The organism is Streptosporangium sp. G12, from assembly GCF_052983175.1.
This window is the reverse complement of record NZ_JBRIQO010000003.1, coordinates 25,404-48,446: the sequence shown is the minus strand read 5'-3', so window position 1 is coordinate 48,446 and position 23,043 is coordinate 25,404. Positions and strand designations below refer to the sequence as shown.

17 protein-coding genes are annotated in these 23,043 nt (G+C 71.1%); 7 read left to right on the top strand and 10 right to left on the bottom strand.

The window, feature by feature from the left end; genetic code table 11:
* Positions 1–25 precede the first annotated feature (25 nt).
* The gene (locus ACVCAG_RS05345; RefSeq protein ID WP_440082228.1) at positions 26–763 is read right to left on the bottom strand and encodes a TetR/AcrR family transcriptional regulator C-terminal domain-containing protein; all 738 of its coding nucleotides are present in this window, start codon (positions 761–763) and stop codon (positions 26–28) included.
* Between the two features lie 171 nt (positions 764–934).
* On the opposite strand from ACVCAG_RS05345, the gene ACVCAG_RS05340 reads away from it, so the two are divergent.
* Complete coding sequence (locus ACVCAG_RS05340) at positions 935–2,392, top strand: MFS transporter (protein WP_447189547.1); 1,458 nt, start codon at positions 935–937, stop codon at positions 2,390–2,392.
* Between the two features lie 144 nt (positions 2,393–2,536).
* Here ACVCAG_RS05340 and ACVCAG_RS05335 read toward each other — a convergent pair whose 3' ends face one another.
* The 5 genes from ACVCAG_RS05335 to ACVCAG_RS05315 all read right to left on the bottom strand — a co-directional run bounded on the left by ACVCAG_RS05335 (position 2,537) and on the right by ACVCAG_RS05315 (position 10,521).
* Positions 2,537–3,697, bottom strand: coding sequence for a VWA domain-containing protein (locus tag ACVCAG_RS05335; protein ID WP_447189546.1), 1,161 nt, complete (start codon positions 3,695–3,697; stop codon positions 2,537–2,539).
* Positions 3,690–6,398, bottom strand: a complete 2,709-nt coding sequence (locus ACVCAG_RS05330; protein WP_447189545.1) for a DUF5682 family protein — start codon at positions 6,396–6,398, stop codon at positions 3,690–3,692. The genes ACVCAG_RS05335 and ACVCAG_RS05330 overlap by 8 nt, the downstream gene beginning before the upstream one ends.
* A 162-nt stretch (positions 6,399–6,560) precedes the next feature.
* Entirely contained in the window at positions 6,561–7,628 is a 1,068-nt protein-coding gene (locus ACVCAG_RS05325; protein WP_440082224.1) for an AAA family ATPase, read from the bottom strand.
* Positions 7,628–9,040, bottom strand: coding sequence for a DUF5691 domain-containing protein (locus tag ACVCAG_RS05320; protein WP_440082223.1), 1,413 nt, complete (start codon positions 9,038–9,040; stop codon positions 7,628–7,630). Before ACVCAG_RS05320 ends, ACVCAG_RS05325 begins: the two co-directional genes overlap by 1 nt.
* Positions 9,037–10,521, bottom strand: a complete 1,485-nt coding sequence (locus ACVCAG_RS05315; protein ID WP_447189544.1) for an SWIM zinc finger family protein — start codon at positions 10,519–10,521, stop codon at positions 9,037–9,039. The genes ACVCAG_RS05320 and ACVCAG_RS05315 overlap by 4 nt, the downstream gene beginning before the upstream one ends.
* Positions 10,522–10,618: 97 nt before the next feature.
* Here ACVCAG_RS05315 and ACVCAG_RS05310 point away from each other — a divergent pair, with 97 nt between their 5' ends.
* The 3 genes from ACVCAG_RS05310 to ACVCAG_RS05300 all read left to right on the top strand — a co-directional run bounded on the left by ACVCAG_RS05310 (position 10,619) and on the right by ACVCAG_RS05300 (position 13,736).
* Positions 10,619–11,050, top strand: a complete 432-nt coding sequence (locus ACVCAG_RS05310) for a cupin domain-containing protein (RefSeq protein WP_447189543.1) — start codon at positions 10,619–10,621, stop codon at positions 11,048–11,050.
* Positions 11,051–11,203: 153 nt separating this feature from the next.
* Positions 11,204–12,739, top strand: a complete 1,536-nt coding sequence (locus ACVCAG_RS05305) for an aldehyde dehydrogenase family protein (protein ID WP_440082220.1) — start codon at positions 11,204–11,206, stop codon at positions 12,737–12,739.
* A 187-nt stretch (positions 12,740–12,926) separates the two neighbouring features.
* Positions 12,927–13,736, top strand: coding sequence for a class I SAM-dependent methyltransferase (locus ACVCAG_RS05300; RefSeq protein ID WP_447189542.1), 810 nt, complete (start codon positions 12,927–12,929; stop codon positions 13,734–13,736).
* Positions 13,737–13,775: 39 nt separating this feature from the next.
* Here ACVCAG_RS05300 and ACVCAG_RS05295 read toward each other — a convergent pair whose 3' ends face one another.
* Together ACVCAG_RS05295 and ACVCAG_RS05290 are read right to left on the bottom strand one after the other, a co-directional pair.
* Positions 13,776–15,605, bottom strand: coding sequence for a M14 family zinc carboxypeptidase (locus tag ACVCAG_RS05295; RefSeq protein ID WP_447189541.1), 1,830 nt, complete (start codon positions 15,603–15,605; stop codon positions 13,776–13,778).
* Between the two features lie 152 nt (positions 15,606–15,757).
* On the bottom strand, positions 15,758–16,165 hold the full coding sequence (locus ACVCAG_RS05290; RefSeq protein WP_440082217.1) for an ATP-binding protein: 408 nt from the start codon (positions 16,163–16,165) through the stop codon (positions 15,758–15,760).
* Between the two features lie 192 nt (positions 16,166–16,357).
* Here ACVCAG_RS05290 and ACVCAG_RS05285 point away from each other — a divergent pair, with 192 nt between their 5' ends.
* On the top strand, positions 16,358–17,182 hold the full coding sequence (locus ACVCAG_RS05285; RefSeq protein WP_440082216.1) for a Scr1 family TA system antitoxin-like transcriptional regulator: 825 nt from the start codon (positions 16,358–16,360) through the stop codon (positions 17,180–17,182).
* A 33-nt stretch (positions 17,183–17,215) separates the two neighbouring features.
* Entirely contained in the window at positions 17,216–17,446 is a 231-nt protein-coding gene (locus ACVCAG_RS05280; RefSeq protein ID WP_440082560.1) for a DUF397 domain-containing protein, read from the top strand.
* 188 nt (positions 17,447–17,634) lie between these two features.
* Here the strand turns inward: ACVCAG_RS05280 and ACVCAG_RS05275 are convergent, their stop codons facing one another.
* Together ACVCAG_RS05275 and ACVCAG_RS05270 are read right to left on the bottom strand one after the other, a co-directional pair.
* Positions 17,635–20,586 (bottom strand): AAA family ATPase, encoded by a 2,952-nt coding sequence (locus ACVCAG_RS05275; protein WP_447189540.1) that lies wholly within the window; start codon positions 20,584–20,586, stop codon positions 17,635–17,637.
* Between the two features lie 14 nt (positions 20,587–20,600).
* Positions 20,601–21,293, bottom strand: a complete 693-nt coding sequence (locus ACVCAG_RS05270; protein ID WP_440082214.1) for a hypothetical protein — start codon at positions 21,291–21,293, stop codon at positions 20,601–20,603.
* A 1,013-nt stretch (positions 21,294–22,306) separates the two neighbouring features.
* On the opposite strand from ACVCAG_RS05270, the gene ACVCAG_RS05265 reads away from it, so the two are divergent.
* Positions 22,307–23,041, top strand: a complete 735-nt coding sequence (locus ACVCAG_RS05265; RefSeq protein ID WP_447189539.1) for a hypothetical protein — start codon at positions 22,307–22,309, stop codon at positions 23,039–23,041.
* Positions 23,042–23,043 lie beyond the last annotated feature (2 nt).

Here is a 23,043-nt window from a genome sequence, read left to right as displayed (position 1 = left end):
CGGTGGCACACATCAGGCTTTCGGATCAGCCCTTGGTCGTAGGACCGGCGTCCTGGACGTGGGAGACCAGGCCCCGCAGGAGCAGGTCGAGCCCGAACTCGAACCGCTCGGTGCCGTTGGCGGCCATCAAGGTGTCGACCTGGGCGACGATGTTGGGGAACCGGTCGACGGGCAGGCTGCGGTAGAACGCGGCGATCTGACCGAAGAATTCACCCAGGAAGCTCGCCAGGTCCTTGCCGCTGCCGCGCTGCCGGTTGACGTAGAGCGACCCCTCGTAGGCGTCCGAGCAGACGTACAGACCGAGGCGGTCGATCATCAGGGCGGCGGCCCTGGGCGGCACACCGCCCGCGAGCATGACGGCCAGCTGCCCCTCGGCCACCCGCAGCGCGTTGGGCCCGGTCGGGATGCCCGCCAGGCCGACCCTGGCGATGTCGGCGTGGGCGCTGAAGACCCGGAAGGCGTCGAGGACCATCTCCCTGAGCTGCTCCAGCCAGCGCTCCGGCTCGGGCTCGGGCACGTGGATCTCGCCCACGACCTCGTCGTACATCAGGTCGAGCAGCTCCTCCTTGTTCGCCACGTGGGCGTAGAGCGAGGCGGGACCGGTGCCGAGCTCCTGGGCGACACGGCGCATGCTCAGCGCGTCCAGCCCCTCGGCGTCGATGAGACGCAGCCCGGTGGCGACGATGAGATCCCTGCTCAGGACGGTTCGCGGAGCGCTCACCTTGCGGGTCTTGCGCCACGGCGGGACGGGGATCTCGGTCACGCGCCGATCCTATACCGCGGCGGATCACGGTCGCGAACACCGTACTTTTTACGAACATCGTTCGTTTGCTGCGAACGACGTACTTGACTCAAACGTCGTTCGTTTATAAAACAGTGTTCGCAGTCAACGAACACTGTTCTTCGGCCATCGACTCCCCAGATCGGATCCCCCATGACACACACGGTCGAGACCGGCTCCTCACCCACCGGCGCGGAGCCGTACCGATGGCGCTGGCCCGCCCTCTTCGTGGTTCTCGCCGCGGAGGTGATGGACCTGATGGACGCCATGATCACGATCATCGCGGCGCCGTCCATCCAGAAGGAGCTGGGCGGCTCGTCGAGCATGATCCAGTGGCTCAGCGCCGGATACACCCTGGCGATGGCCATCGGCCTCGTCACCGGGGGCCGCCTCGGCGACCTCTACGGGCGCAGGCGCATGTTCGTGGCCGGCGCCCTCGGCTTCACCCTGTTCTCGCTGCTGTGCGGCCTGGCCACCTCCCCCGAGATGCTGATCGGCGCGCGGGTGCTGCAGGGCCTGGCCGGGGCGGTGATGGTGCCGCAGGGCCTCGGCATCATCAAGGAGGTCTTCCCGCCCAAAGAGCTGGCCGCGGCGTTCGGCGCGTTCGGCCCGGTCATGGCGCTGTCCACGGTGGCGGGCCCCGTCCTCGCGGGCTGGCTCGTCGACGGCGACTTCTTCGGCACCGGATGGCGCATGATCTTCCTGATCAACCTGCCGGTCGGCCTGATCGCCCTCCTCGGCGCGCTCCGCTACCTGCCCGCGTCGAAACCCTCGCACGCCTCGCGCCTGGACCTGACCGGCACCGGGCTCATCTCGGCCGCCTCCTTCCTGCTGATCTTCCCCCTGGTCCAGGGTCGCGACCTCGACTGGCCCGCGTGGACCTTCGCCCTGATGGCCGCCTCGATCCCGGTCTTCGCGCTCTTCTGCCTGCACCAGTCCCGCAAGGAGCGCGCGGGCGGCGACCCGCTGGTGGTGATGAGCCTGTTCCGCAAGCGCTCCTTCACCGGCGGCCTGATCACCGGTCTCGTCTTCTTCGCCGGGATGATCGGCTTCTCCCTGGTGTTCGGGCTCTACACCCAGATCGCCCTGGGCTACGACCCGTTGAAGGCGGGGCTCGCGGGCCTGCCGAACGCCATCGGCACCCTGGTCGGCTTCGGCCTCGTCAACGCCTCGGGACTGGCGAGGAAGGTGGGTCGCAGGCTGATCCACATCGGCGCGGTCGCGATGGCCGGGGGCGTCACGGGGGTCGCCCTCACCCTGAACATCGCGGGCATGGGCGTCACCCCCTGGCAGCTCGCACCCGCCCTGCTGCTCACCGGCGCGGGGATGAGCCTGATCATGGCGCCGTTCTTCGACATCGTGCTGGCCGGGGTGGAGCCCCACGAGTCCGGCTCCGCCTCCGGCACCCTCACCGCCGTCCAGCAGCTCGGCGGCGCCCTGGGCACGGCGGCGATCGGGACGCTCTTCTTCGGCCTGGTCAAGCAGGGCCGCAGCCTTGAGGACGCGATGCTGCTGACGATCTGGGTCGAGGTGGGCCTGCTCGCCGTCACCTTCGTGACCGCCTTCCTCCTCCCCCGGCGGGCGCGGGCCGAGCAGGAGGTCGCGCACTGACACCCACCGGCGAACGGGCGGGCTCCCGAGGGCCCGCCCGTTCACGGCGCCCCGAGTACCGCGGCCTCCGAAGGTGACCCGGCCCTCCCTGGCGTCCCGGCGAGGGCAGGCCCCCGTGGCCCTGCCGCCCTCGCCGGGACGGGATCAGGTGGCGGCGCGCTCCAGCCGGCGTTCCGCCCACTGGCCGATGTCGCGGCGCTCGATCGCCGCGGCCATCAGGTCGGGGAAGGCGTCGGGAGTACAGGCGAAGGCGGGCACCCCCATGGCCGCGAGCGCCGCGGCGTTGTCGTGGTCGTAGAAGGGCGCGCCCTCGTCGGAGAGCGCGAGCAACACGATCACCTGGACACCGCCCGCGGTCATCTGGGCGACCCTGCGGAGCATCTCCTCCCGTACGCCGCCCTCGTAGAGGTCGCTGATCAGGATGAAGATCGAGTCACTGGGGCGGGTGATGAGACCCTGGCCGTAGGCGATGGCCCGGTTGATGTCGGTGCCGCCGCCGAGCTGGGTGCCGAACAGCAGCTCCACCGGGTCGTGGAGCTGGTCGGTGAGGTCGACGACCGCCGTGTCGAAGACGACCAGCGAGGTCCTCAGCGAGCTCATCGAGGCGAGCACCGCGCCGAAGACGCTCGAGTAGACGACGGAGGCGGCCATCGACCCGCTCTGGTCGATGCAGAGCACGACCTCGCGCTGGACGGCCCGCTGCCGCCTGCCGTATCCGACCAGCCTCGACGGGATCACGGTGTTGCGCTCGGGCAGGTAGTTCTTCAGGTTGGCCCGGATCGTGCGGTCCCAGTCGATGTCGGCGGCCCGCTTGGGCCGGTGGGTCCTGGCCGAGCGGTCCAGGGCGCCGGTCACGGCGGCCTTCGTCTTCTGCACGAGTTTCCGCTCCAGCTCGGAGACGACCTTGCGCACCAGCGCCCTGGCCGACTCGCGCGCCTTCTCGGGCATCACCCGGTTGAGCGACAGGAGCGTGCCGACCATGTGGACGTCCGGCTCGACCGCGTCCAGCATCTCCGGCTCCATCAGCAACCGGGTCAGGTTCAGCCGGTCGACGGCGTCCTTCTGCATGACCTGGACGACGGTCGAGGGGAAATAGGAGCGGATGTCGCCCAGCCAGCGCGCCACCCTGGGCGCGGAGGCGCCCAGGCCCCCGCTCCGCTCGGCCGAAGCACCACCACCACCGCCGCCGTTGTACAGCGCGGCCAGCGCGCCGTCCATCTGGGCGTCGGTCCCGGTGAGCGAACACCCGGTGCCGTCCGCGTCGCCGCCCAGGACCATCCGCCAGCGGCGGAGCCTCTCATCCATCGGCACTGCCCGTCCTTCCCTCGATCGCCGGCTCCGCGGTCGCCGGCCCCAGAATCGTCAGCACGGTCCGCACGGCCGCCGCCGCGCGCTCCTCGTCGAAGTCCTCCGCGTCCGGCGCCAGGCCGCCGGTGCCCGCCCCCAGGGAACGGACGCGCGAGCCGATCGAGCGCCGCTCCGGGGCGGCGAAGGCACCGAACGTCCTGCGGAGCAGGGGCAGCACATCGACGAAGGTCTCCGGGGCGAGCCCGGTGAGCCACTCGTCGACCAGCCCGAGCAGCCTGGGATCGTGCACGAGCAGCAGCCCGCCCCCGGACAGGAACCCCTCGATCCAGGCGGCCGCCCTCGCCGGCGGGTGCCCCGCCGACATCGCCCGCGACATCCGCAGTCCCACCTCGGCCGTGTCGAGGTCGGCGGCGTCCAGCAGGATCCTGGTGAGCCGTCCCTCGATGAGCCCGTGCAGGTCGGCGCGGCCGGAGGCCCCGCGCAGCGCCACCAGCCACCGGCCCTGCGGCGTCTCCTCCCCGGAACCGGCCGAACCTCCCTGGACTCGCGAGCCACCCGCGCCCGCTCCCTCGGACACGCCCCTTTCCCCGGAACCGTCCTTTTCCCCGGAACCGTCGATTTCCCCGGGACCGCCGAGGGCACGGGAACCGTCCGGGCGGACGGGTCCGGTGTCGAGCAGGGCGACGGCGGCGTGGACGGCGTCGACGTGGCGGATCAGGTCGCGGGCGGCGTCGTCGTCAAGACCGGTGACGGCCCCGCCGAGGCCGACGCAGATCCTGGTGAGCATGGCCTCGACGATGGTGACCAGGCCGGTGGCGGGGGTGCCGCGCACGTCGCCGTAGCGCTGGGCGCGGACCATGGCGGGGAGCGCGGCCATCAGGTGCGTGACGTCACCGTCGAGCGCGGCCCGCGCCGACAGGGCGTCGAGCACGTGCGGCAGCGCCTCCGGCAGGTCGGCGAGCAGGCAGCGCTCCACCAGGCCGGTGAGCCCGGCCAGCGTGACGCCGCCGGACATGCCGCCGGCCCCCCCGCTCCCACCCGGCCCGCTCCCACCCGGCCCGCTCCCTCCAGGACCGCCTCCTCCCGGACCGGACGTCCCGCCGGGCGCCCGGCCCCGAATGGTCCGGCCGGACGGCCCTCCCCCGTCGGCGAGGTCACGGACGCGGGCGGCGGCCGCCGCGGGGACGGTCGTGCCCCAGGCGCCCGCCTCGATCAGGTCGATGTCGAACTCGGGCCGCCAGGCGAGCGACCACGACTCACGGAAGGTGCCCTTACCCCTGCTCTCGCGGGGAGTGCCCCAGTCGACGCCGAGCAGGCGCAACCGGTGCAGCAGCCTGCTGCGCTCCAGGTCGAGGGGTTTGCGCAGGTCGAGGTCGTACTCCCGCTCGAGCGCCTCGGGCTTGAGTTTCACCCGCCGCTGCTCCTCGCGCAGGTGGCGCTGGAGAGGGACCATCGGGGTGGCGTCGGGCACCTGGCCGAGCCGCTCCCCCACGACCATGCGCCGCTGGATCAGCTCCACCGGCAGGTCGTCGCCCTCGCACAGCACCGCCCTGACCGCCTCGGTGACCTCCGCCAGCCCGGCCAGCGGCCGCCCCCTGAGCACGGCCAGGCTCTCCGCGAGCCGTACCGCCTCGATGACGTGCGCGGAGGAGACCGGCAGGTCCTCCTCGCGGAGCACCCCGGCCGCACCGGTCAGCCACCGCTCGACCGGCCGGTCGGGTGAGGCGAACAGGTGGTGGTACCAGCCCGGGGAGGTCACTCCCGCGCCGTACCCGCTCCAGGCGGCCAGCCGCCCGTACGTCCACGGCACCCAGGTCATCTCGGCCCTGACCTTGGGCAGCCCCCTGAGCAGCGCGTCGTCGGCCTTCACGGTGGGCAGCCCGGCCCCCCACGGCGCGCCCTCACGCGCCGTGCCCGCCAGCGCGGGGACGTGCCAGGCCCCGCAGACCACGGCGATCCGCTCGAACCCGTCTCTGACCGCCCTGCGGATCGTGCGACGCATGAAGGCCTCGCGCCGCGCCTCGTACTCGTCGGCGACGTGCCCCTCGCGGACGGCCTCCATGGCCTGAGCGATCATGTGGAACGGGGTGTCGCCACGGTGCTCGACCGCGTCCTCCCACCACCGCTCCGGGTCGTCGTACCCGGCGGCGCGGGCGAGAGCCCCGATCGGATCGATCCGCACGGCCTCCGGGGCGACGTCGTCCGGCTCACCGTGAGTGTCGCCGTCCCTCTCACCACCGGTCGTCTCCCCCTGGGAGCCGGGGACCCTCCCGTCCGGTCCCCGCGCGCCGGCGCCCTCCGGCGTCTCCCCCTCCCGGGGTTCCGCAGGTCCGGCGTCACCGGTCTCCCCCGGCTCCGCGTGACCGCTCGCGCCGGGGCGGGAGGCGAGGCTGTGCACGGCCGGCAGGTCGCAGAAGCGGACCGGGACGCCCGCCGCGACGGCGTGGCGGATCGCCTGCCACTCGGGGGAGAACACCGCGAACGGCCAGAACGCGGCCGTGGACGGCTCGCCCGGCACGTGGGCGAGCAACGCGACCGGCGGCTGGAGATCGGGGTCATGGGCCAGCGTGACCAGCTCGTCGGCCTCGGGCGGGCCCTCGATGAGCACGACGTCCGGCTTGAGACGTTCGAGCTCGTCGCGCAGGGACCGCGCCGACCCCGGGCCGTGGTGCCGGATGCCCAGCACGGAGACGCTCATCCGCGCCCCCCGGCCGGCCGGGGGACCGCCGTCATCGGCGGCACCGGCGACGCGAGGGCCGGAAACACGGGGTTCGGAGACATGGGGGTCGGAGACATGGGAGCCGAAAGCGAGAGGGGCGAGAACGAGGGAATCGGGAACGCGCCCGTCCCGGGGGCCGCCTCAGCCCGCGTCACGGCAGGCCCGGTAGAAGTCGCGCCAGTCCTGGCGCTCGCGCACCACGGTCTCCAGGTATTCGCGCCAGACGACGCGGTCGGAGACCGGGTCCTGGATCACGGCGCCGACGATGCCGGCCGCCACGTCGGAGGGGCGGAGCACCCCGTCACCGAAGTGCGCGGCCAGGGCGATGCCGTTGGTGAGGACGGAGATGGCCTCGGCGGTGCTGAGCGTTCCGCTGGGGGACTTGACCTTGGTGCGGCCGTCCTCGGTGACGCCGGTGCGCAGTTCCCTGAAGACCGTGACGACGCGGCGGATCTCCTCCAGACCTGTGAGGGTCTCTGGCAGCTCCAGGGAGCGGCCGAGCTGGCCGACCCGCCGGGAGACGATGTCCACCTCCTCCTCCGCGGTGGCGGGAACCGGCAGCACGACGGTGTTGAACCGGCGGCGCAGCGCACTCGACAGGTCGTTGACGCCGCGATCCCGGTCGTTGGCGGTGGCGATGACGTTGAAACCGCGCGCGGCCTGGACCTCCCGGTTGAGCTCGGGGATCGGCAGCGTCTTCTCCGACAGCACGGTGATCAGCGCGTCCTGGACGTCGGAGGGCATGCGGGTCAGCTCCTCCACGCGGGCGAGCCGTCCCTCGGCCATCGCCCGCATCACCGGGCTCGGCGTGAGCGCCTCCATGGACGGACCCTCGGCCAGCAGCCTGGCGTAGTTCCAGCCGTAGCGGACGGCCTCCTCCGCGGTGCCCGCCGTTCCCTGCACCAGGAGGGTGGAGTCACCGCTGATCGCGGCGGCCAGGTGCTCGGACAGCCAGGTCTTGGCGGTGCCCGGCACGCCGAGCAGCAGCAGCGCGCGGTCGGTGGCGAGCGTCGCCACGGCCACCTCGACGATGCGCCGCGGCCCGATGTACTTGGGGCTGATCTGGTCCCCGTCGCCGAGGACGTAGGCGGTCACCGCCCAGGGAGACAGTTTCCACCCCGGCGGGCGGGGGCGATCGTCGCCCTTGGCCAGGATCGCCAGCTCCTCGGCGTACTGGTCTTCGGCATGGGCCCGCAGAACCGTTGTCACTACGTGAGCTCCTTCAACATGTCGTCACGGAAACGCAGGAGGGCGGCGACCTCCTGGATGGGCGGCTCCGGCGAGAGCCGTCCGGCCAGGCCGTGCAGGGTGGGGTCGATGCGTTCGCCGGCGAGCTTGACCAGCTCCCCGAGGTTCCACGGCTGGGTGCCGGAGACATCGATGATCTTCTGGAGGACGGCCCTGGCCAGGGTGGGTCCCCACGGGGCCGCGGCCCCGCCGAGAACCATGATCAGCTGACCGTCCAGCCCGTGCCACCGGACGAAGTCGGCGGCGACGACCTCCTGCTTGTCGCGGGGCAGCGCGGCCAGCAGGTCGGCGAGCGGATCCCAGGTGAAGAGCTCCAGCGCCCACTCCGGGTCGGCCTGGAGGACGGAGGCCCTGACCCATCCGGCCATGACCTCGCGGCCCCAGTCGACGATCTTCAATCGGACGAGCTCGCGGGGCGGCCGTCCGAGCAGTGAGGGCCAGACACCGAGCGGGGTGCGGGCCACGGTCTGCTGCAGCCACCAGCTCCGCTCGCCGGTCCCCCGGGGCGCCTTGGCCCGGACGCCGTCGCGCTCCAGGGCGCTGTCACAGGCCACCGGCGGGTCGACGTGGATCTCGTCGCCGACGACGGTGACGTACCGGGCGGCCCGCTCGGCCATGCGCAGGGCCAGGCGCGACTCGGGGAGGCGGGTGAGCAGGTCGGCGGCCCGATGGCGGACCTCGCGGCGGCGGTCGTCGAGGGCGGCCTCCAGGAACGGCTCGTCGTCGGGTGAGAGCCCGGTGACGAGGACCTCCAGGAAAGCCGCCCGGTCGTCGGGCGTCTCCTTCTCCCAGGTGGCGGCGAGCAGCTCCCTCGCCCGCGCCGGGTCGGCCGCCCGCAGCGCTCCCAGGTGGACGCGGCGGTCACCGGAGGTGCCGAACTCCCAGACCTGGGAGACCCCGTCGGAGCCGGTGCCGGCGATCCCGGTGACCTCCTCCAGCAGGAAGCCCCACGCCGGGTTCAGTCCCGCCAGCCAGCGTCCGCGGTTTCCGGCCAGGACCCCGAGGTGCGGGCGGATCGACCGGTCCTTGGCCGCGTGGTCGAGAAGCTCGGGCAGCAGGTGCGGCGAGAGGCGGTATCCGCGCGCGGCCGCGGTCTCCAGCCACTCGGTGAGCAGCCTCGGCTGTTCACCCCCGAGGATGCGGGCGAGCCTGTCGCCCGCGGCGCGCGAGACCGCGGGCTGCTCCTCGGGGGCCGCGACGGCGGGCGGCTCGGCCGGGACGACCGGCCTCCGCCCGGCGCGCGTCCGCAGCGTGTGCACGGCCGCGCGCCCGAGCAGCTCGACCTCGCTCGCCCCCTGACCGGGCAGGGGGCGACGGTCGGTCCCGACGAGCGCGGCGGACACCAGGTCCTCCCATTCGGCGGAGGTGCTCACAGGACGATCACCCGGTCTTCCTCGTCCCAGGTCGTGAGGGGACGCAGTCCCCTCGGGGTCCATTCGACGGCGACGGTCAGCGGGTGACCGCCGGAGGTGGCGACCAGCCGCCACGGGGTGCCCGCGGACGGGTGGAGCGGCAACCCGCCGGAGGGCCCGGCCAGGAGCCGCGAACCGCTCCCCGCGGGAGTCACCCCCGCCAGCACGAGCGGCCAGGAGTCGAGCCAGGGGTCACCGGCCAGGGCCTCGGCCACCTCGTCGAGGGCCTGCTCGACGGTCGAGCCGGGCGGCGGACCGGCCGGGGCGACACGGTGACGGACGGCGTCGTCACCGACGGGTTCGTCCCGGACGGCGTCATCGCCGAGGTGTTCGTCCCCGGCGGGATCATCCGGAACGGGGTCGTGACGAGCGGCACCGTGCTGGACGGCGTCACGGCGAGGGGAATCGTGACGGGCGGCGACCACCGCGCGCAGCGGGGCCGAACCGGGATAGAACGCCAGGTCGGCGTCGATGGTCGTGCCGGTGACGAGCGAGGCGTCGAGCGCCTGCCCGACCGGGGCGAAGGAGAGCACCAGGGCCGCCCGGCCCGTCGAGCGCCCGCGAAGCCAGACCCGGCGCGCGATCAGCCGGTCGTGCTCCTCGTCGCGCCGTCCCAGCACGTCCCACCGGTCGCGGACGGCACCGCGGGCGAGCACCTCCTCCTTCGTCACCGGGAAGCCGATCCGGTCGCGCACCCTTTCGAGAAGCTCGGCGGGGGCCGCTTCCCGATCCGCCCCCTGGGAACCGGCCCCGTCGCCGTCCGGGACGGAAAGACGGCGGTGGGCCACGCAGAGCAGGTGCAGCAGCGCGTACTCGCCGAGCAGGCGAGCGGGCCAGTCGTCGCCGTCCAGCACGGCGCCGAGGCGGGACAGCGAGCCCGCGACGGCGGGCGCCTGGGCGTCGACCAGGCGTTTGACCAGGTCGTCCCACAGGTCGTGGCGCCGTGACCCGGCGATGCCCTGCCTGATCTGGTCGGCGAGCCAGCGCTCCAGGTCCGACAGCCCCGCGGTCACCCGCTGCTCGCGCCGCGCGGCCCGGCGGCCGTCCGCGGGACCGGCCTCGGCGGCCTTGGCGGCGCGGGCCGTCCCCGCCTCAGCGGCCCTGGCCGCGCGGCCGCGCCGCCCGTCGAGCCACTCGCCCACCCAGTCGGCGGGCTCCCCGGCGGCGGGGACACCGTCGGCCGACCACAGGAGCAGCAGGCCGAGAGCGTGCTTGCACGGGAACTTCCTGCTGGGGCAGCTGCATCGGTAGGCGGGCTCGGACAGGTCGACACACGTCCGGTAGGGCTTGGAGCCACTGCCCGCGCACTCGCCCCACACCGCGTCGGCGGTGGCTCCGGACCCCGACCACTTGCCGGGGGAGGAGATTCCCCGGGCCGCTTTCTGGGACGAGGCGTCGGGCGCGAGCGCCAGCACCTGATCCCGGTTCCACCGTTCGATCACGGACCGAACCTAGCCAACCCCGCCGACAAATCCGGGCCCGTCCTCGACGGCCGTCCCACGGCACGCCCTCCGGGACCGGGTCCCTAGAATCGGTGCGATGACGACCCCTTCGCGCCCTCCGCTCGCCGAGGCCCTTGACCTGCTGCCGCACCCCGAGGGCGGCTGGTTCCGCGAGACCTGGAGGACCTCCGTCGACCTCGCCCCGCCCGGGTACGCCGGCACGCGGGCCACCGCCACCGGCATCTACTTCCTGCTGGAGCCGGGCGAGGAGTCGCGCCCGCACGTGGTCGCCTCCGACGAGGTGTGGTTCTGGCACCGGGGCGGCCCGCTGACGCTGATCCTCGGCGGTCATGAGGGCCGGCCCTCCGGCACCGTGACCCTGGGGCCGCTGGTGGAGGAGGGGCAGGTCCTCCAGGCCGTGGTGCCCGGCGGCACCTGGCAGGCCGCCCGCCCGGCCGGGGCCGAGGGCGTGCTGGTGAGCTGCGTCGTCTCCCCCGGTTTCGACTTCGCCGACTTCCGGATGGTCTGACGGGCGGCGTGCGGATGACGTGACGGACGCTGCGACGGACACCGTGACGGACGGGCCGTTGGGGAAGATGACGCGAACGCCCTCCCGGTCGATGTGACGGTCTCCCCCGGCGCGGGGAGAATGCGGTCACAGGTCGACACCGGGAGGTCGAAGGTGACCAGCGAGATCGTCTCCGTCATCGGCGGAAAAGAAACGTCCAGCGGCACGGCCTACGAGTCGGTCAACCCGGCTCGCGTGGACGAGGTGGTCGCGCGGGTCCGGCTGGCGGACGCGAGCACGTTCTCCTCCGCGTGCCGCACGGCCGCCACCGCGCAGCGGGAGTGGGCGCGGGTCCCCGCGCCCGTCCGGGGACGGGTGATCGCCTCGATCGGACGCCTGGTGGAGGCCAACGCGGAAGAGCTGGCCCGCCTGGTCACCCGCGAGATCGGCAAGCCGTACGCCGAGGCGCTGGGCGAGGTACGCGAGATCGTCGACACGTGCGACTTCTTCCTCGGCGAGGGCAGGCGGCTGTACGGGCAGACGGTTCCCTCCGAGATGCCGGACAAGAACCTGTTCACCTTCCGGGTCCCCGTGGGGGTGGCCGCGGTGATCACCGCGGGCAACTTCCCTGTCGCGGTGCCGTCGTGGTACCTCGTCCCGGCGCTGCTGTGCGGCAACGCGGTGGTGTGGAAGCCCGCCGAGTACGCGGCGGCCTCCGCGCACGCGCTCTACCGGCTGTTCACCGCGGCCGGTCTGCCCGACGGCGTGCTGAACCTGGTCCTCGCCGACGGCGCCGCGACGTTCGAGGGCCTGGAGGCGGCGCTGGCCGAGGGCACGGTGCACAAGGTCGGGTTCACCGGCTCCACCGAGGTGGGCCGCCGCGTCGGCGAGCTGTGCGGGCGCCACCTGCAGTCCCCCTGCCTGGAGCTGGGCGGGAAGAACCCGATGGTGGTCATGCCCGACGCCGACCTCGACCTCGCCGTGGAGGGCGCGCTGTTCGCCGGCTTCGGCACCGCCGGGCAGCGTTGCACGTCGCTCGGCACGGTGATCGTGCACGAGAGCGTCCACGAGGAGTTCCTCCGCCGGTACGCACGCGCCGTGGCCGGGGCCGCGGTCGGCGACCCCGCGGGAGACGTGCTGTGCGGGCCGCTGCTCGACCGGAGGTTCGCCTCGCGTTACGAGGAGTACCTGGGCTGGATCCAGCCGCATCACGCGGTCGTCTCCGGTCCCGTCGGCCGCATCACCCCGGACAATCCGCGCGGCGACTTCACCGGGGACGGCGGCCTCTACTACCACCCGGTGGTCGTGGACGGCGTCCGTCCCGATGACCGGCTCTTCCTGGAGGAGACCTTCGGCCCCATCGTCGGCGTGACGCCCTTCGGCGCGCTGGACGAGGCCGTCGACCTGGCCAACCTCCCCGGTTACGGGCTCTCCTCGTCCATCTACACCACCGACCCGGCGTCGGCCTTCCGCTTCCGCGAGGGCATCGGCGCGGGCATGGTCAGCGTCAACAACTCCACCTCCGGCGCTGAGGCCCACCTGCCCTTCGGCGGCAACGGCAAGTCGGGCAACGGCAGCCGCCAGTCGGGGGTGTGGGTCCTCGACCAGTTCACCCGGTGGCAGGCGATGAACTGGGACCATTCGGGCAGGCTTCAGAAGGCCCAGATGGACGTCGCCGAGATCGTCCCCGACCTGGAGTTCCGCCTCTGACGCGCCCGACGTCCCTGACGTCGCCCGGTACCGGCCGGACGTGCCGGTACCGGTCCGTCGCATGCCCCGACGCCACTCGCGGGGGGCGTCGGGGCACATTCACGATGCTCATATAGTGAGACTATTTTTCTTGAGATATGAGACCCGTGTTATGGTCCGACCAGCGGACGAGAACGGGGAGGACCCCATGACCGGCAAGGACGCCACATACACGCACGGGCACCACGAGTCCGTGCTCAGGTCCCACAGGTGGCGTACGGCGGAGAACTCGGCGGCCCACCTCCTGCCGCACCTGAGGCCGGGCATGACGCTGCTGGACGTGGGCTGCGGGCCGGGCACCATCACCGTCGACCTGGCGGAGCGGATCGCGCCCGGCGCGGTCACCGCGGTCGACATCACCGAGGCGGCACTCGGGCCGGCCCGCGCGGAGGCGGCGCGGCGCGGGCGCTCCGACATCGCGTTCGCCGTGGCGGACACGCACGCGCTGGAGTTTCCCGACGACACCTTCGACGTCGTCCACGCCCACCAGGTGCTGCAGCACGTCGGCGACCCGGTCCGGGCGTTGCGCGAGATGCGGCGGGTCTGCAGGCCGGGCGGGATCGTCGCGGTGCGCGACAGCGACTACGCCGCGTTCGCCTGGTTCCCCGAGACGCCCGAGCTTGACGAGTGGCTGGACCTGTACCAGAGGGTGGCGAGGGCCAACGGCGGCGAACCCGACGCGGGACGGCGGCTGCTGTCGTGGGCGCACGCGGCCGGGTTCACCGACGTCTCGGCCACCTCCTCGACCTGGTGCTTCGCCACTCCCGACGACCGCGCGTGGTGGGGCGGCATGTGGGCCGAGCGGATCCTGGAGTCCGACATGGCCCGCCAGGCGCTCGCCTCGGGCGCCGCCACCCAGGAGGACCTGCGCCGCGTCTCGGAGGGCTGGCGGACCTGGGCCGGGGAGCCGGACGGCTGGCTGTCGCTGCTCCACGGCGAGCTGGTCTGCCGCGCCTGAAGCCCGGGGCGCCCCCGGTGGGGACGCCCCGAGGGAGGATCAGGGTTGCTGGGTGATCTTGACGTTGTCGACCCCGGCCTCGACCAGGGAGGCGCCGGAGGCGTCACCGGCCTCGACCAGGATCCGGACGCTCTGCCCCGCGAAGGCGGACAGGTCGGCCGTGGCCACGGTCCAGGCACCGTTGCGGTTGGAGGCCGCGCCGAGTTGCTGGAACACCTGGGTGGTGGTGGAGCCGACGACCTTGACCCGCAGGAAGTCGGCGCTGGAGGCGTTGGAACCGTGCGCCAGATACCACGACAGCGACAGGTTCAGCGTCCCGGTCGACGGCAGGGTGATGGCCGGTGACCGGACGCTGGTGATGCCTCCGTCGATGTCGTGGTCGCCCGCGGCGGTGCCCGCGAGCCTGCCGGTGACCAGGTCGTTGGTGCCGCTGACGGTGGTGCCGAGCTGCTTGGCGCCGCTGGAGGTGGTGGCCTCGGGGTCGCCGCGCTCCCACTGGCCGGAGGTGGCGGTGTCGGTGCCGGACGGGTTGGTCGTCCAGCCGGTCGCCGTCTCGAACTCGTCGGAGTAGACGGTCACCGGCGGGGTGCCGGTGCCGCAGTACTGCGACTCCTTGCCGATGATCCGGTAGACGCAGTCGGCGTATTCCAGGAAGCGCAGCGTGGCCTCCCGGTTGCGGGTGGTCTGCGGGACGATCTGCTCGTCGGGGGGGTAGAAGCCCGGCGAGGAGCTGACCGGGTACATCTCGAAGGTGTAGCTGAAGATCTTGTAGACGCCCCACAGCCAGTCGTCGATCGTGCCGTCGGTGATGTAGAGGTCGCTGGCCTGCTGGGGGGTGTAGTTGTTGGTGGAGGCCATGTTCTGGCCCAGGGCCGCGTGGGCGTCGCGGTCGTCCTGGGTCAGGCCGGGGCCGGTGTCGTTGTAGGTGTAGCCGTACGGCCACAGGATCAGCTCGCTGTAGGTGTGCCAGTCGATGTGCGCCTTGATCTGCTGCACGCCTCCGACGACCCGGCTGCGCACCCAGTTGGCCACCGCCCTCACCTCGGGGGCCGACTCGGCCGCCGAGCCCCGGTAGGTGTCGCTGGAGGGGGAGCCGGAGGAGCCGCCGCAGCAGCCCCAGTTGTGGCCCCAGTTGCGGTTCATGTCGGTGCCCACGGCCGAGGAACCGGAGTTGGGCTGGCGGTTCTTGCGCCAGGAGCGGTAGGAGCCCGCGGCGATGTCGTACTCGCCGCCGTCGGGGTTGAGGTCCGGCATGATCCAGATCTCGCGGCCGTTGACCAGGCCGGCGATGCGGCTGTCGGTGGCGTACCCGTCGGTGAACAGGTTGAGCAGGTAGATCGCCATCTCGACGGTCAGGTGCTCGCGGGCGTGCTGGTGGTGGGTGAACAGCACCTCGGGTTCGTTCTCGTCCGTGGCGACGTTGTCGCTGATCTTCACGGCGATCAGGTCGCGTCCCTCGTACGAGGTGCCGTAGCTGATCTTGCGGGCGATCGTCGGGTGGTCGGCGACGATCTGGTTCACCGCGGCGGTCATCTCGGCGTAGTTGTGGTAGCCGGAGTCCGCCGACGGGAAGTCGGAGCGCTGCTCCGGCCCGGTCGGGTATAACGACCTGGGGATCTTCGTGACGGTGTGGCCGAGCTTCTTGATCTCGGCGACCTCGGCCTCGCTGGCGGTGATCACGACCGAGTCGGGGTCGACCTGGTCGATCGCGGCACCGGTGGCGGCCACCGCGCTTCGCTGCTGGGCGGTGCTCGGCCCCTGGACCTTGTACTGGCTGTTCGGTTGTGGCTCGGCCGAGGCTCCCGCCCCGGTCACACCGAGGCACAACAGCGCCAGGGCGGCGAACACCACGATCAGACGGCGTCTCACCTGCGTCCTCCTCAGGCACGCACTCTAGGGTTTTGTCGCGTGCCTCCACCGAGAGTCAAACAGCCGCGTTGATTAGCAAAGGCCCAAATTTTGGGAGCGGCGGGAACTCGGCTCCGCGCCCTGGCCAGGAGCGGGGTGAAAGCGAGAGAGGTTCAGAAGACGACCTCGAACCAGAGCGTCCTGGACCCCTCGGGGGCTTCGTCCTGGATGCCCCAGTTGTCGGCGAGCAGATCGACCAGGAACATGCCCCGCCCGCCCTCCGCCTCCGGGTCGTTGCGCACGTGCGGCGCCGACGCCCCGGACCCGGCGTCGCAGACCTCGACCAGCACCGCGGCCGACCCCACCGCCACCGTCATCGCGACCTCGCCGCCCCCTCCGGAACCGGAGTGGAGCACCGAGTTCGTCACCACCTCGCTCACCAGGAGGACGACGTCGTCGGACGCGGGATGCCCCTCACCGAGGAGCTCCCTGACCCGGCTCCGCGCCACCGACACCGACTCCGGAACCCCTTTGAGGGTCACCGTTGATCGGGGTGAGACGGCCCGCCGTCCGGTCGTCATGATTGACCTCACTCCCTGACACGCATATTCCATACACATCGCCCTGTGAGATGGCACACTCACTCACGGTGAACTGTTCTATCAAGGACTGCAATACCTCATGTTGGGATTCCGCAGATTTGCTATCAAAGGACGGAGGGAGGTAGATGCGTGGCTTCTCGACGCAGCCCCACGGCCCGTCATCGCCGTCTGATGGCTGAACTGAGCCGTCTGCGAAAGGACAGCGGCCTGACACGGGTGGAGGTGGCAGAGCGGATCGGCTCCACCGACACCACCGTCTGGAGGTACGAGACGGGCCTGTCCCGGCCTCGCCCCTCGGACGTGTCGGCCCTCACCGATGTGTACGGCGTGACCGGGGAGGCTCGAGACTCCCTGATCCAGATGGCCGTCGAAGCCAGGAGGCGGGGCTGGTGGCACCCCCACCGCGAGACCCTGAAACCCGGTTTCGACTCCTACATCGGGCTCGAGGCGGAGGCGTCGCTCGTGCGCTCGTACGAGCCGCTGGTCGTCCCCGGCCTGATGCAGACCGAACCGTACGCACGCGCGGTGACCGAGGCGACCTCAGTTGTTCCGACCCCCTCCAAGGTCGAGGAGACGGTCTCCGTGCGCATCTCGCGTCAGCGGTTGCTGCACGGGCCCGGTGACCCGATCCACCTCGTGGCCGTGCTCGACGAAGCGGTGATCCGGCGTCGGATCGGCGGTCGCGACATCATGTCGGAGCAGCTGGAGCATCTCGTCCACCTCAGCGGGCTGCCCAACGTGGAGATCCGGGTCGTCCCGTTCTCCGCGGGGGCGCACCCCGCGATGGACGGCCAGTTCTGCCTGCTCAGCTTCCCCGAACCGGAGGATCCCGACCTGCTCTACCTGGAGCAGGCCGCGAGCGGGAACGTGCCGGACGACCCCGAGCAAGTCAGCCGATACGCCTCCATGTTCGAGAGCCTCTGCGCCATGGCTCTCAGTCAGGAGGCGTCGGCGGCCTTCATCGCCCAGATGGCGAGAAGGTTTTCCACCCCCTAGTACCCGAAGGAAGAAAAAGTGCGAGGGTCCACGATGGATCTGTCCGGCGCCCAGTGGCGTAAGAGCGTCCGCAGCACCAACGGAGGCAACTGCGTGGAGGTGGCGGTCGTCCCCGGTGGCGCGGCGGTCGCCGTCCACAAGGCCGAATCCGACCACCTCTACCTCGTCCGCGACTCCAAGGATCCGGGCGGCCCGGCGCTGGCGTTCACCCGGAGCGAGTGGGACGCCTTCGTCGGCGGCGTGAAGGACGGCGAGTTCGACTGACGGACCTCCGGGGAGACCTGCCTCACGGTTTCCCCGGAACCTCCGACCACAGCCCGCCCGCGGCCTCGGCCCGGCGGGCTGTGCTCGTCGTCCGTCACTCGTCGTCCGTCGCCGTCGCTCGTTACCTCGTCGCTCGTCGCCTCGCTTCTACGTCACCTGTTGGAAACCCCGCGATCCACCGGGAATCCTCAGCGCGAGGGCCGTTCGTCGTCGCCGTTGTAGCCGAGGATCCGCATGGCGACCTCGGGGTCCATCGCCGCGGCGAGCAGCTGGGCCCGTTCCACGGCACTGTCCCGCTGGGCCTCGGCCCTGGCCCTGGCCGCCTGCGACCCCCGGGTGACCGCCGCCACGATCGCCGCCCCCACGATCGCCGCCAGCACGGCGACGAGCACCACCACGAGCGTGCCGGAATCCGGCGAGCCCGCCCGGCCCAGCGCGACCGTCCCGCCGTTGAGCGCGTAGGTGCCCAGTGCCGTGAAGATCGCCAGCGCGGCCAGGCTGGCCGCGATCACGAGCACCGTCCGCGGTTTCCCGCCGCGCGCCGCGGGGGCGGCGGGCGGCGGCGCGGGCGACGGCGGTGACGGGCGCACCGGGGTGTCGTCGCCCCAGGGCACGAAGTCGGGTTCGGTCATGGCCGCCGGGGACGCCGGGGACGCCGGGGACACAGCGGTCGGCACCGTACCCGGCATCGTGTTCCGCACCGTGCTCGACACCGTGGAACCGTGACCGTTGCCCGTGAGCACCGCGCCGTGGACGACCGCGGCGGGTTCGAGCCGGGGCAGCGCCGGCGGGACGGGCAGGGCGCGCGCCACGTGGCTGTGCTCGCGGTGCGCCCGCGCCGCCTCCAGGTGATACTCCTCGATCTCGTCGTAGAAGTCCTCCGAGAGATAGATGGAGCCGTCGATCAACGGCCCCCGCCTGCGTTCCAGGATCGCGACCACGTCGTCACCGTTGAGCGTCTTGTGCGCCTCCAGCGCGTGCGCCAGGCACAGGACGTCCCGCCGGTGCTCGCGCAGCAGTTCCTCGGTCCGGTCGAGCAGGCCCACCAGGTTGAACTCGATGCGCTCGCCCAGCACGTCGGGTGCGAGCGGCTGGCTGCCGCCCGGCGCCTTGGTGAAGCCGATCCCCCCGCCGCCGGGCTTGGGCATCGACTTGCCGCCCAGGATCTCCAGCTCCTGCAGCGCGGGCACCGAGGTCACCCCGCGGCCCATGCCCCAGTGCGCCTCCATCAGCGCGGTGAGGTACGTCGCGGAGAACAGGTCGCCGGAGACACCGGAGGAGTTGTCGTCGCCGAAGAACATCCGCTCCCCCGCCAGGGAGGCGAGCGAGACCATGATGTCGGCCTCGTGCTCGGACTTCCAGCGGGTGAACTGGTCCTCGGGCTTGATGCTCGCGACCATGCCGAGATAGTCGGCGCCCTTCTCGATCGTGGCGATGTCGATCTCGAGGTGGTAGCGGGTGCGGTACGCCGCCACGGCGTGGCAGGCCTCGTGCACGGCCACGGCGTGCCGCTCGCGCTCGATGTACTCCACGTCCTCGGGGGGCCCGAGCTGCTTGAGCCGCTTGGCGCGGGTCACGTCCGACCAGGTGATGGTCTCCCGGCCGTCGCGGATCGCGGTGATCAGCGACTCGTTGACCAGGTCCTTGATCGTGGCACCGGTGGCGTAGGGCGTGATCGTCGCCAGCTTGTCCAGCTGCGCGTCGGTCAGCTCGTGGTCGACCTTGTCGAAGTAACCGCGGTAGGTGCGGACCCGGCCCGCCTTCGACGGGTAGCCCACCTTGTAGATGCGGTCGATGCGGCCCGGCCGCAGCAGTGCCTCGTCCAGCGAGTTGGGCATGTTGGTGGCCATCATGACCAGGATCCGGTACTTCGGCGGCGGCTTGGGCCGCATGCCGAAGAGCCTCCGCACGTGCCGGTTGACGATGCCCCTCGGTTTCTTCAGGCCGGACAGCTCGGTGAGCAGCGCCTGCAGCGTGCCGGGGTCGCCGCCGCCCCCGCCCATGCCGCCCATCATGAAGCGGCTGCGGCCGGTGTCGGGTTCCTTCGGTCCGGCCGCGCCCTGACGGGTCAGCAGCCAGCGGGTGTCCTCGCTGAGGTAGCCGAAGCCGTGGCATCCGGCGGTGTGCGGGGAGAACCCGGGGGCGCCCCGGGGTCCCTGCTGCGCCAGCGAGCCGCGCTTGCCGAGGGAGTCGGCCTCGTCGAAGAAGACGATCACGCCGCCGTACCGCAGTGAGAGCTTGCGCAGCTTCCTGAACAGCGACTTCACCTTCAGGATGCCGATGCCCATGAACATGTTGACGAACGCGCCGGGATCGACGAACACGTACGGCTTGCCGGTCTCCCCGGCCACGGCCTCGGCCATCAAGGTCTTGCCGGTGCCCGGCGGGCCCCACAGCAGCAGGCCGCTGGGCACGTAGCCGCCGCGCTCCTCGATCGCGTCGGGCCTCTCCAGGAAGACGATGTTCTCCTTGACCCGCTCGACGACGTGGTCCTGGCCCCAGACGTCGGTGAAGCGGGTCTTGATGTCGTCGGGGAAGTACGTCTCCACGCCGCCCCGCGACAGCAGCCAGAACAGGCCGATGAACTGGAAGGCGATGAAGAAGAACGCGAAGGCGAGCTGCGCCACGTACGGCAGGGCCTGCCAGAGCAGGGCGGGTGCCTGGAACAGCGCGAGCGCCGGGGAGGTGTCCAGCACCTCGCCGAGGATGAGGGCGAGCACCGCGATCCAGAACATCCACTTGATGGCGCGCGCCATCCTGAAGCGGTTCCAGTCGGAGAAGCGGCGATGGGTCCAGCGCTCGAAGCCGCCGAACACGCCACGCGTCCAGAACCGGTTGTACCCGGCGGACCGCTCGCTGACGAAGAAGTGGAGTTGCCGCAGTAACTCGGCCCCGAGGAGCCAGAAGATCCACGGTGCGGCGATCGCGGTGATGATCATCGCATCCCGGAACGTGATGATGCCCTCGTACGAGGCCATCTCACTCCACACCAGAACGAAATAGATGATCGTAAGGATGAGCAGGAATTTGATCCGGTCCCAGAACGGCATCTTCTTGCGCTTGTCGGGATGCGGATCCGTCGGACCGGAGCCGGGAGCCCGGAGTCCTTCGAAGTTGGGAGGCGGTGGAGGTGACTTCATGGACGGGCTTCTCCTCACCCGGCGAGCCGCTTGACCTTGAAAGATTGCGCGATCTTCTCGAACTCCCCGGCGCGCTTCCGGTAGCAGGCGGCCGAGCAACGGATCAGCAGGGTGGAGATCTGCTTGCCGTCCTGGGCCAGGTAGGAGGTGAGGTCGAAGGTCTCGATCCCGGCCCCCTGGATCGCGTAGTTGAACCGCACGTGCACCCCGCGCAGGCCGTCTCCCGGCTGGAGCACCTCGTCGGCGAGCAGTTCGAAGTCCCGCAGCGGATAACCGGGAATCTCCGCGTACTGCTTGCGCACCGTCTCGGTGACGGGCAGGACGGAGTTGCGCATGGTGTTCAGGGACAGCGAGTCCTGCTCCTCGGGGAGGAGCTTGGCGATCCGGGCGAAGACGAACGGCTCGTCTCCGGTGCCGTAGCCGAGAAGGTGGTCGGCGGACGGCTCGGCGTGGGCGTCGTAGGCGGCCGACCAGACGAGCTGCTTGCGCAGCCGCGCGGTGGCCGATTCGGGATCGGCCCCGATGGTCGCCTTGTCCAGCGCCGCCTGGTCGACCTTCCGCCAGGTCGCCGGAACCTTGAAGTACGTCTGCCCGTCGTCGTGGCGAACGTAGGTGAACTCGGCACGTGCGCATCCCGTGAGCCCGCCGACCATGGCGGAGACGACCGCCACGGCCGTCACGGCGAACCCGGCCCTCGATCTTTTCACCAGGGCTATACCTCCGCTTTACGGGTTAACGAGGTGGTTGTGCCCGTTTTCCAGGCAACTCTCTCCTCTCTCGACTCTCCCAATCTGCGAAAAATTGACCAAATCTTTCCAGGAACCCGGCTTCACTTGTTACACACTGCCGCTGTTGGATTCCCGACATCATTGAACCCTCAACCTCAGCCTCGGAACAGAGGCCGGACGGGCCTTCCCTCTCCCTTTTTCTCCGGACCGGACGATCCCCGGACCACACCACGCGTTGAACCGTGTCGCTAACGGGCCGGCACCGGTGCGGGGTCCGCCGGCCACGCCCCGCGGCATTCCCGAGCGGCCCCGGGCCGGACTCCGGCCGCCCCCGGCACGGCCGGGACGGAAAGGGACCTGACTCCGGTCGCGGCCGGGGCGAGGAGAAAAGGGAACCGAAGCCGAGGCCGGAAGGGAGATGATCAAGGGCCGGGGCGGGGCGGAGAAGGCCCGGAGCCGGGGCCGGTGAGGGTCGGCGGCACGGGCGCGGAGGATCCTCCCCCGCCATGACATGAATCGATGAACGGCGCGCGTACCCATTCGGCGCGGCATTAACAATAACGACGGATTATGTTCCGCAACAAAGTTTCACAAGCCGGTCATGAGCCGCCGCCACCGGTCGAGGTCACGGCCGCCGGCGATCAACGACCCCCGTGGGGATGGCGGGCCCCCGGCGATCGGGCCGCCGAGTTCGGGCGGACACGCCTCCCACCTGCCCCACACGGGCGCGCCCACTCCGGCGGAGGACCCGAAAGAGCTCGCGGAACGCCCCCGACCAGAGCAATGCCCCTTTTGTTACCTTTTTACCCATATATACCGTTATTCAGATTTTTCAGGGTAAGGAGACACATAGCTTACGAAATATAATGATTTTATGCCTTTAAAAGAAAGGGCATTAAAAATCATCGATGCCGCCTTCCTCAGCGATGTGCCGGTGAAAACTCTCAGGGAGGTGGAGCGCACGACGAGACCGCCGACAAGGAGTGATGATCGTGAACAATGAAGTACGAATAGCCCTCGCCGTAGCCGGCGGCTACCTCCTGGGGCGACGCCAGAAGCTACGACTGGCGATGGCACTGGCCGCCGCCGGAGCGACCGGCCGGTTGAGCTCCGGCCAGGGCGACCTTCTCCAGCAGGGGCTGAAGGTGCTCAGCTCCTCCCCGGAACTGGCGAAGATCACCGAAAGTATCCGGGGCGATCTCGTGGACGCGAGCAAGGCCGCCGCCAAGGCCGCGGTGAGCAGGCAGATCGACTCGCTGAGCACCAGGCTTCGCGACCGGGCGGAGTCCCTGCGCAACCCGCTGGAGGACCTGGAGGACCTGGGAGAGGAGCCCGAGGAGGGCGAGGAAGGCGAGGAGCCTAAGGGACGCCGCGGGCGCATAAAGGGCATCCTGTCCCGCAGGAAGGCCCGGCGACACGAGGAGGACGAAGAGGAGCCGGAGACCGACGAGGAGGAGCGGGACGAGGAGGAAGAGGACGAGGAAGAGGAGGAAGCCCCGCCCGTCCGCAGGCGTCCCGCCTCCGCCGAGCGCCGTGGTGCGGCCAAGCCCACCCGGAAGGAACCCCGGGACTCCGGCGACGAGGAGGATGAAGCGGACGAAGAGGACGAAGAAGAGGACGAAGAAGAGGACGAGGAGCCACGGCCCAAGGCCAAGCGCCGGCCGCCCTCCCGAAGCGGATCGGCCTCTTCCCGCAGCAAGCCGACGCCCGTCAGGGCACGGGGGTGACC

Excerpts from the sequence above, each read along its gene's own strand:
- ACVCAG_RS05275 (WP_447189540.1), bottom strand. The coding sequence starts at position 20,586 with ATGAAGTCACCTCCACCGCCTCCCAACTTCGAAGGACTCCGGGCTCCC.
- ACVCAG_RS05285 (WP_440082216.1), top strand. The coding sequence starts at position 16,358 with ATGGCTGAACTGAGCCGTCTGCGAAAGGACAGCGGCCTGACACGGGTG.
- ACVCAG_RS05335 (WP_447189546.1), bottom strand. The coding sequence starts at position 3,697 with ATGGATGAGAGGCTCCGCCGCTGGCGGATGGTCCTGGGCGGCGACGCG.
- ACVCAG_RS05280 (WP_440082560.1), top strand. The coding sequence starts at position 17,216 with ATGGATCTGTCCGGCGCCCAGTGGCGTAAGAGCGTCCGCAGCACCAAC.
- ACVCAG_RS05330 (WP_447189545.1), bottom strand. The coding sequence starts at position 6,398 with ATGAGCGTCTCCGTGCTGGGCATCCGGCACCACGGCCCGGGGTCGGCG.
- ACVCAG_RS05310 (WP_447189543.1), top strand. The coding sequence starts at position 10,619 with ATGACGACCCCTTCGCGCCCTCCGCTCGCCGAGGCCCTTGACCTGCTG.
- ACVCAG_RS05300 (WP_447189542.1), top strand. The coding sequence starts at position 12,927 with ATGACCGGCAAGGACGCCACATACACGCACGGGCACCACGAGTCCGTG.
- ACVCAG_RS05340 (WP_447189547.1), top strand. The coding sequence starts at position 935 with ATGACACACACGGTCGAGACCGGCTCCTCACCCACCGGCGCGGAGCCG.
- ACVCAG_RS05290 (WP_440082217.1), bottom strand. The coding sequence starts at position 16,165 with ATGACGACCGGACGGCGGGCCGTCTCACCCCGATCAACGGTGACCCTC.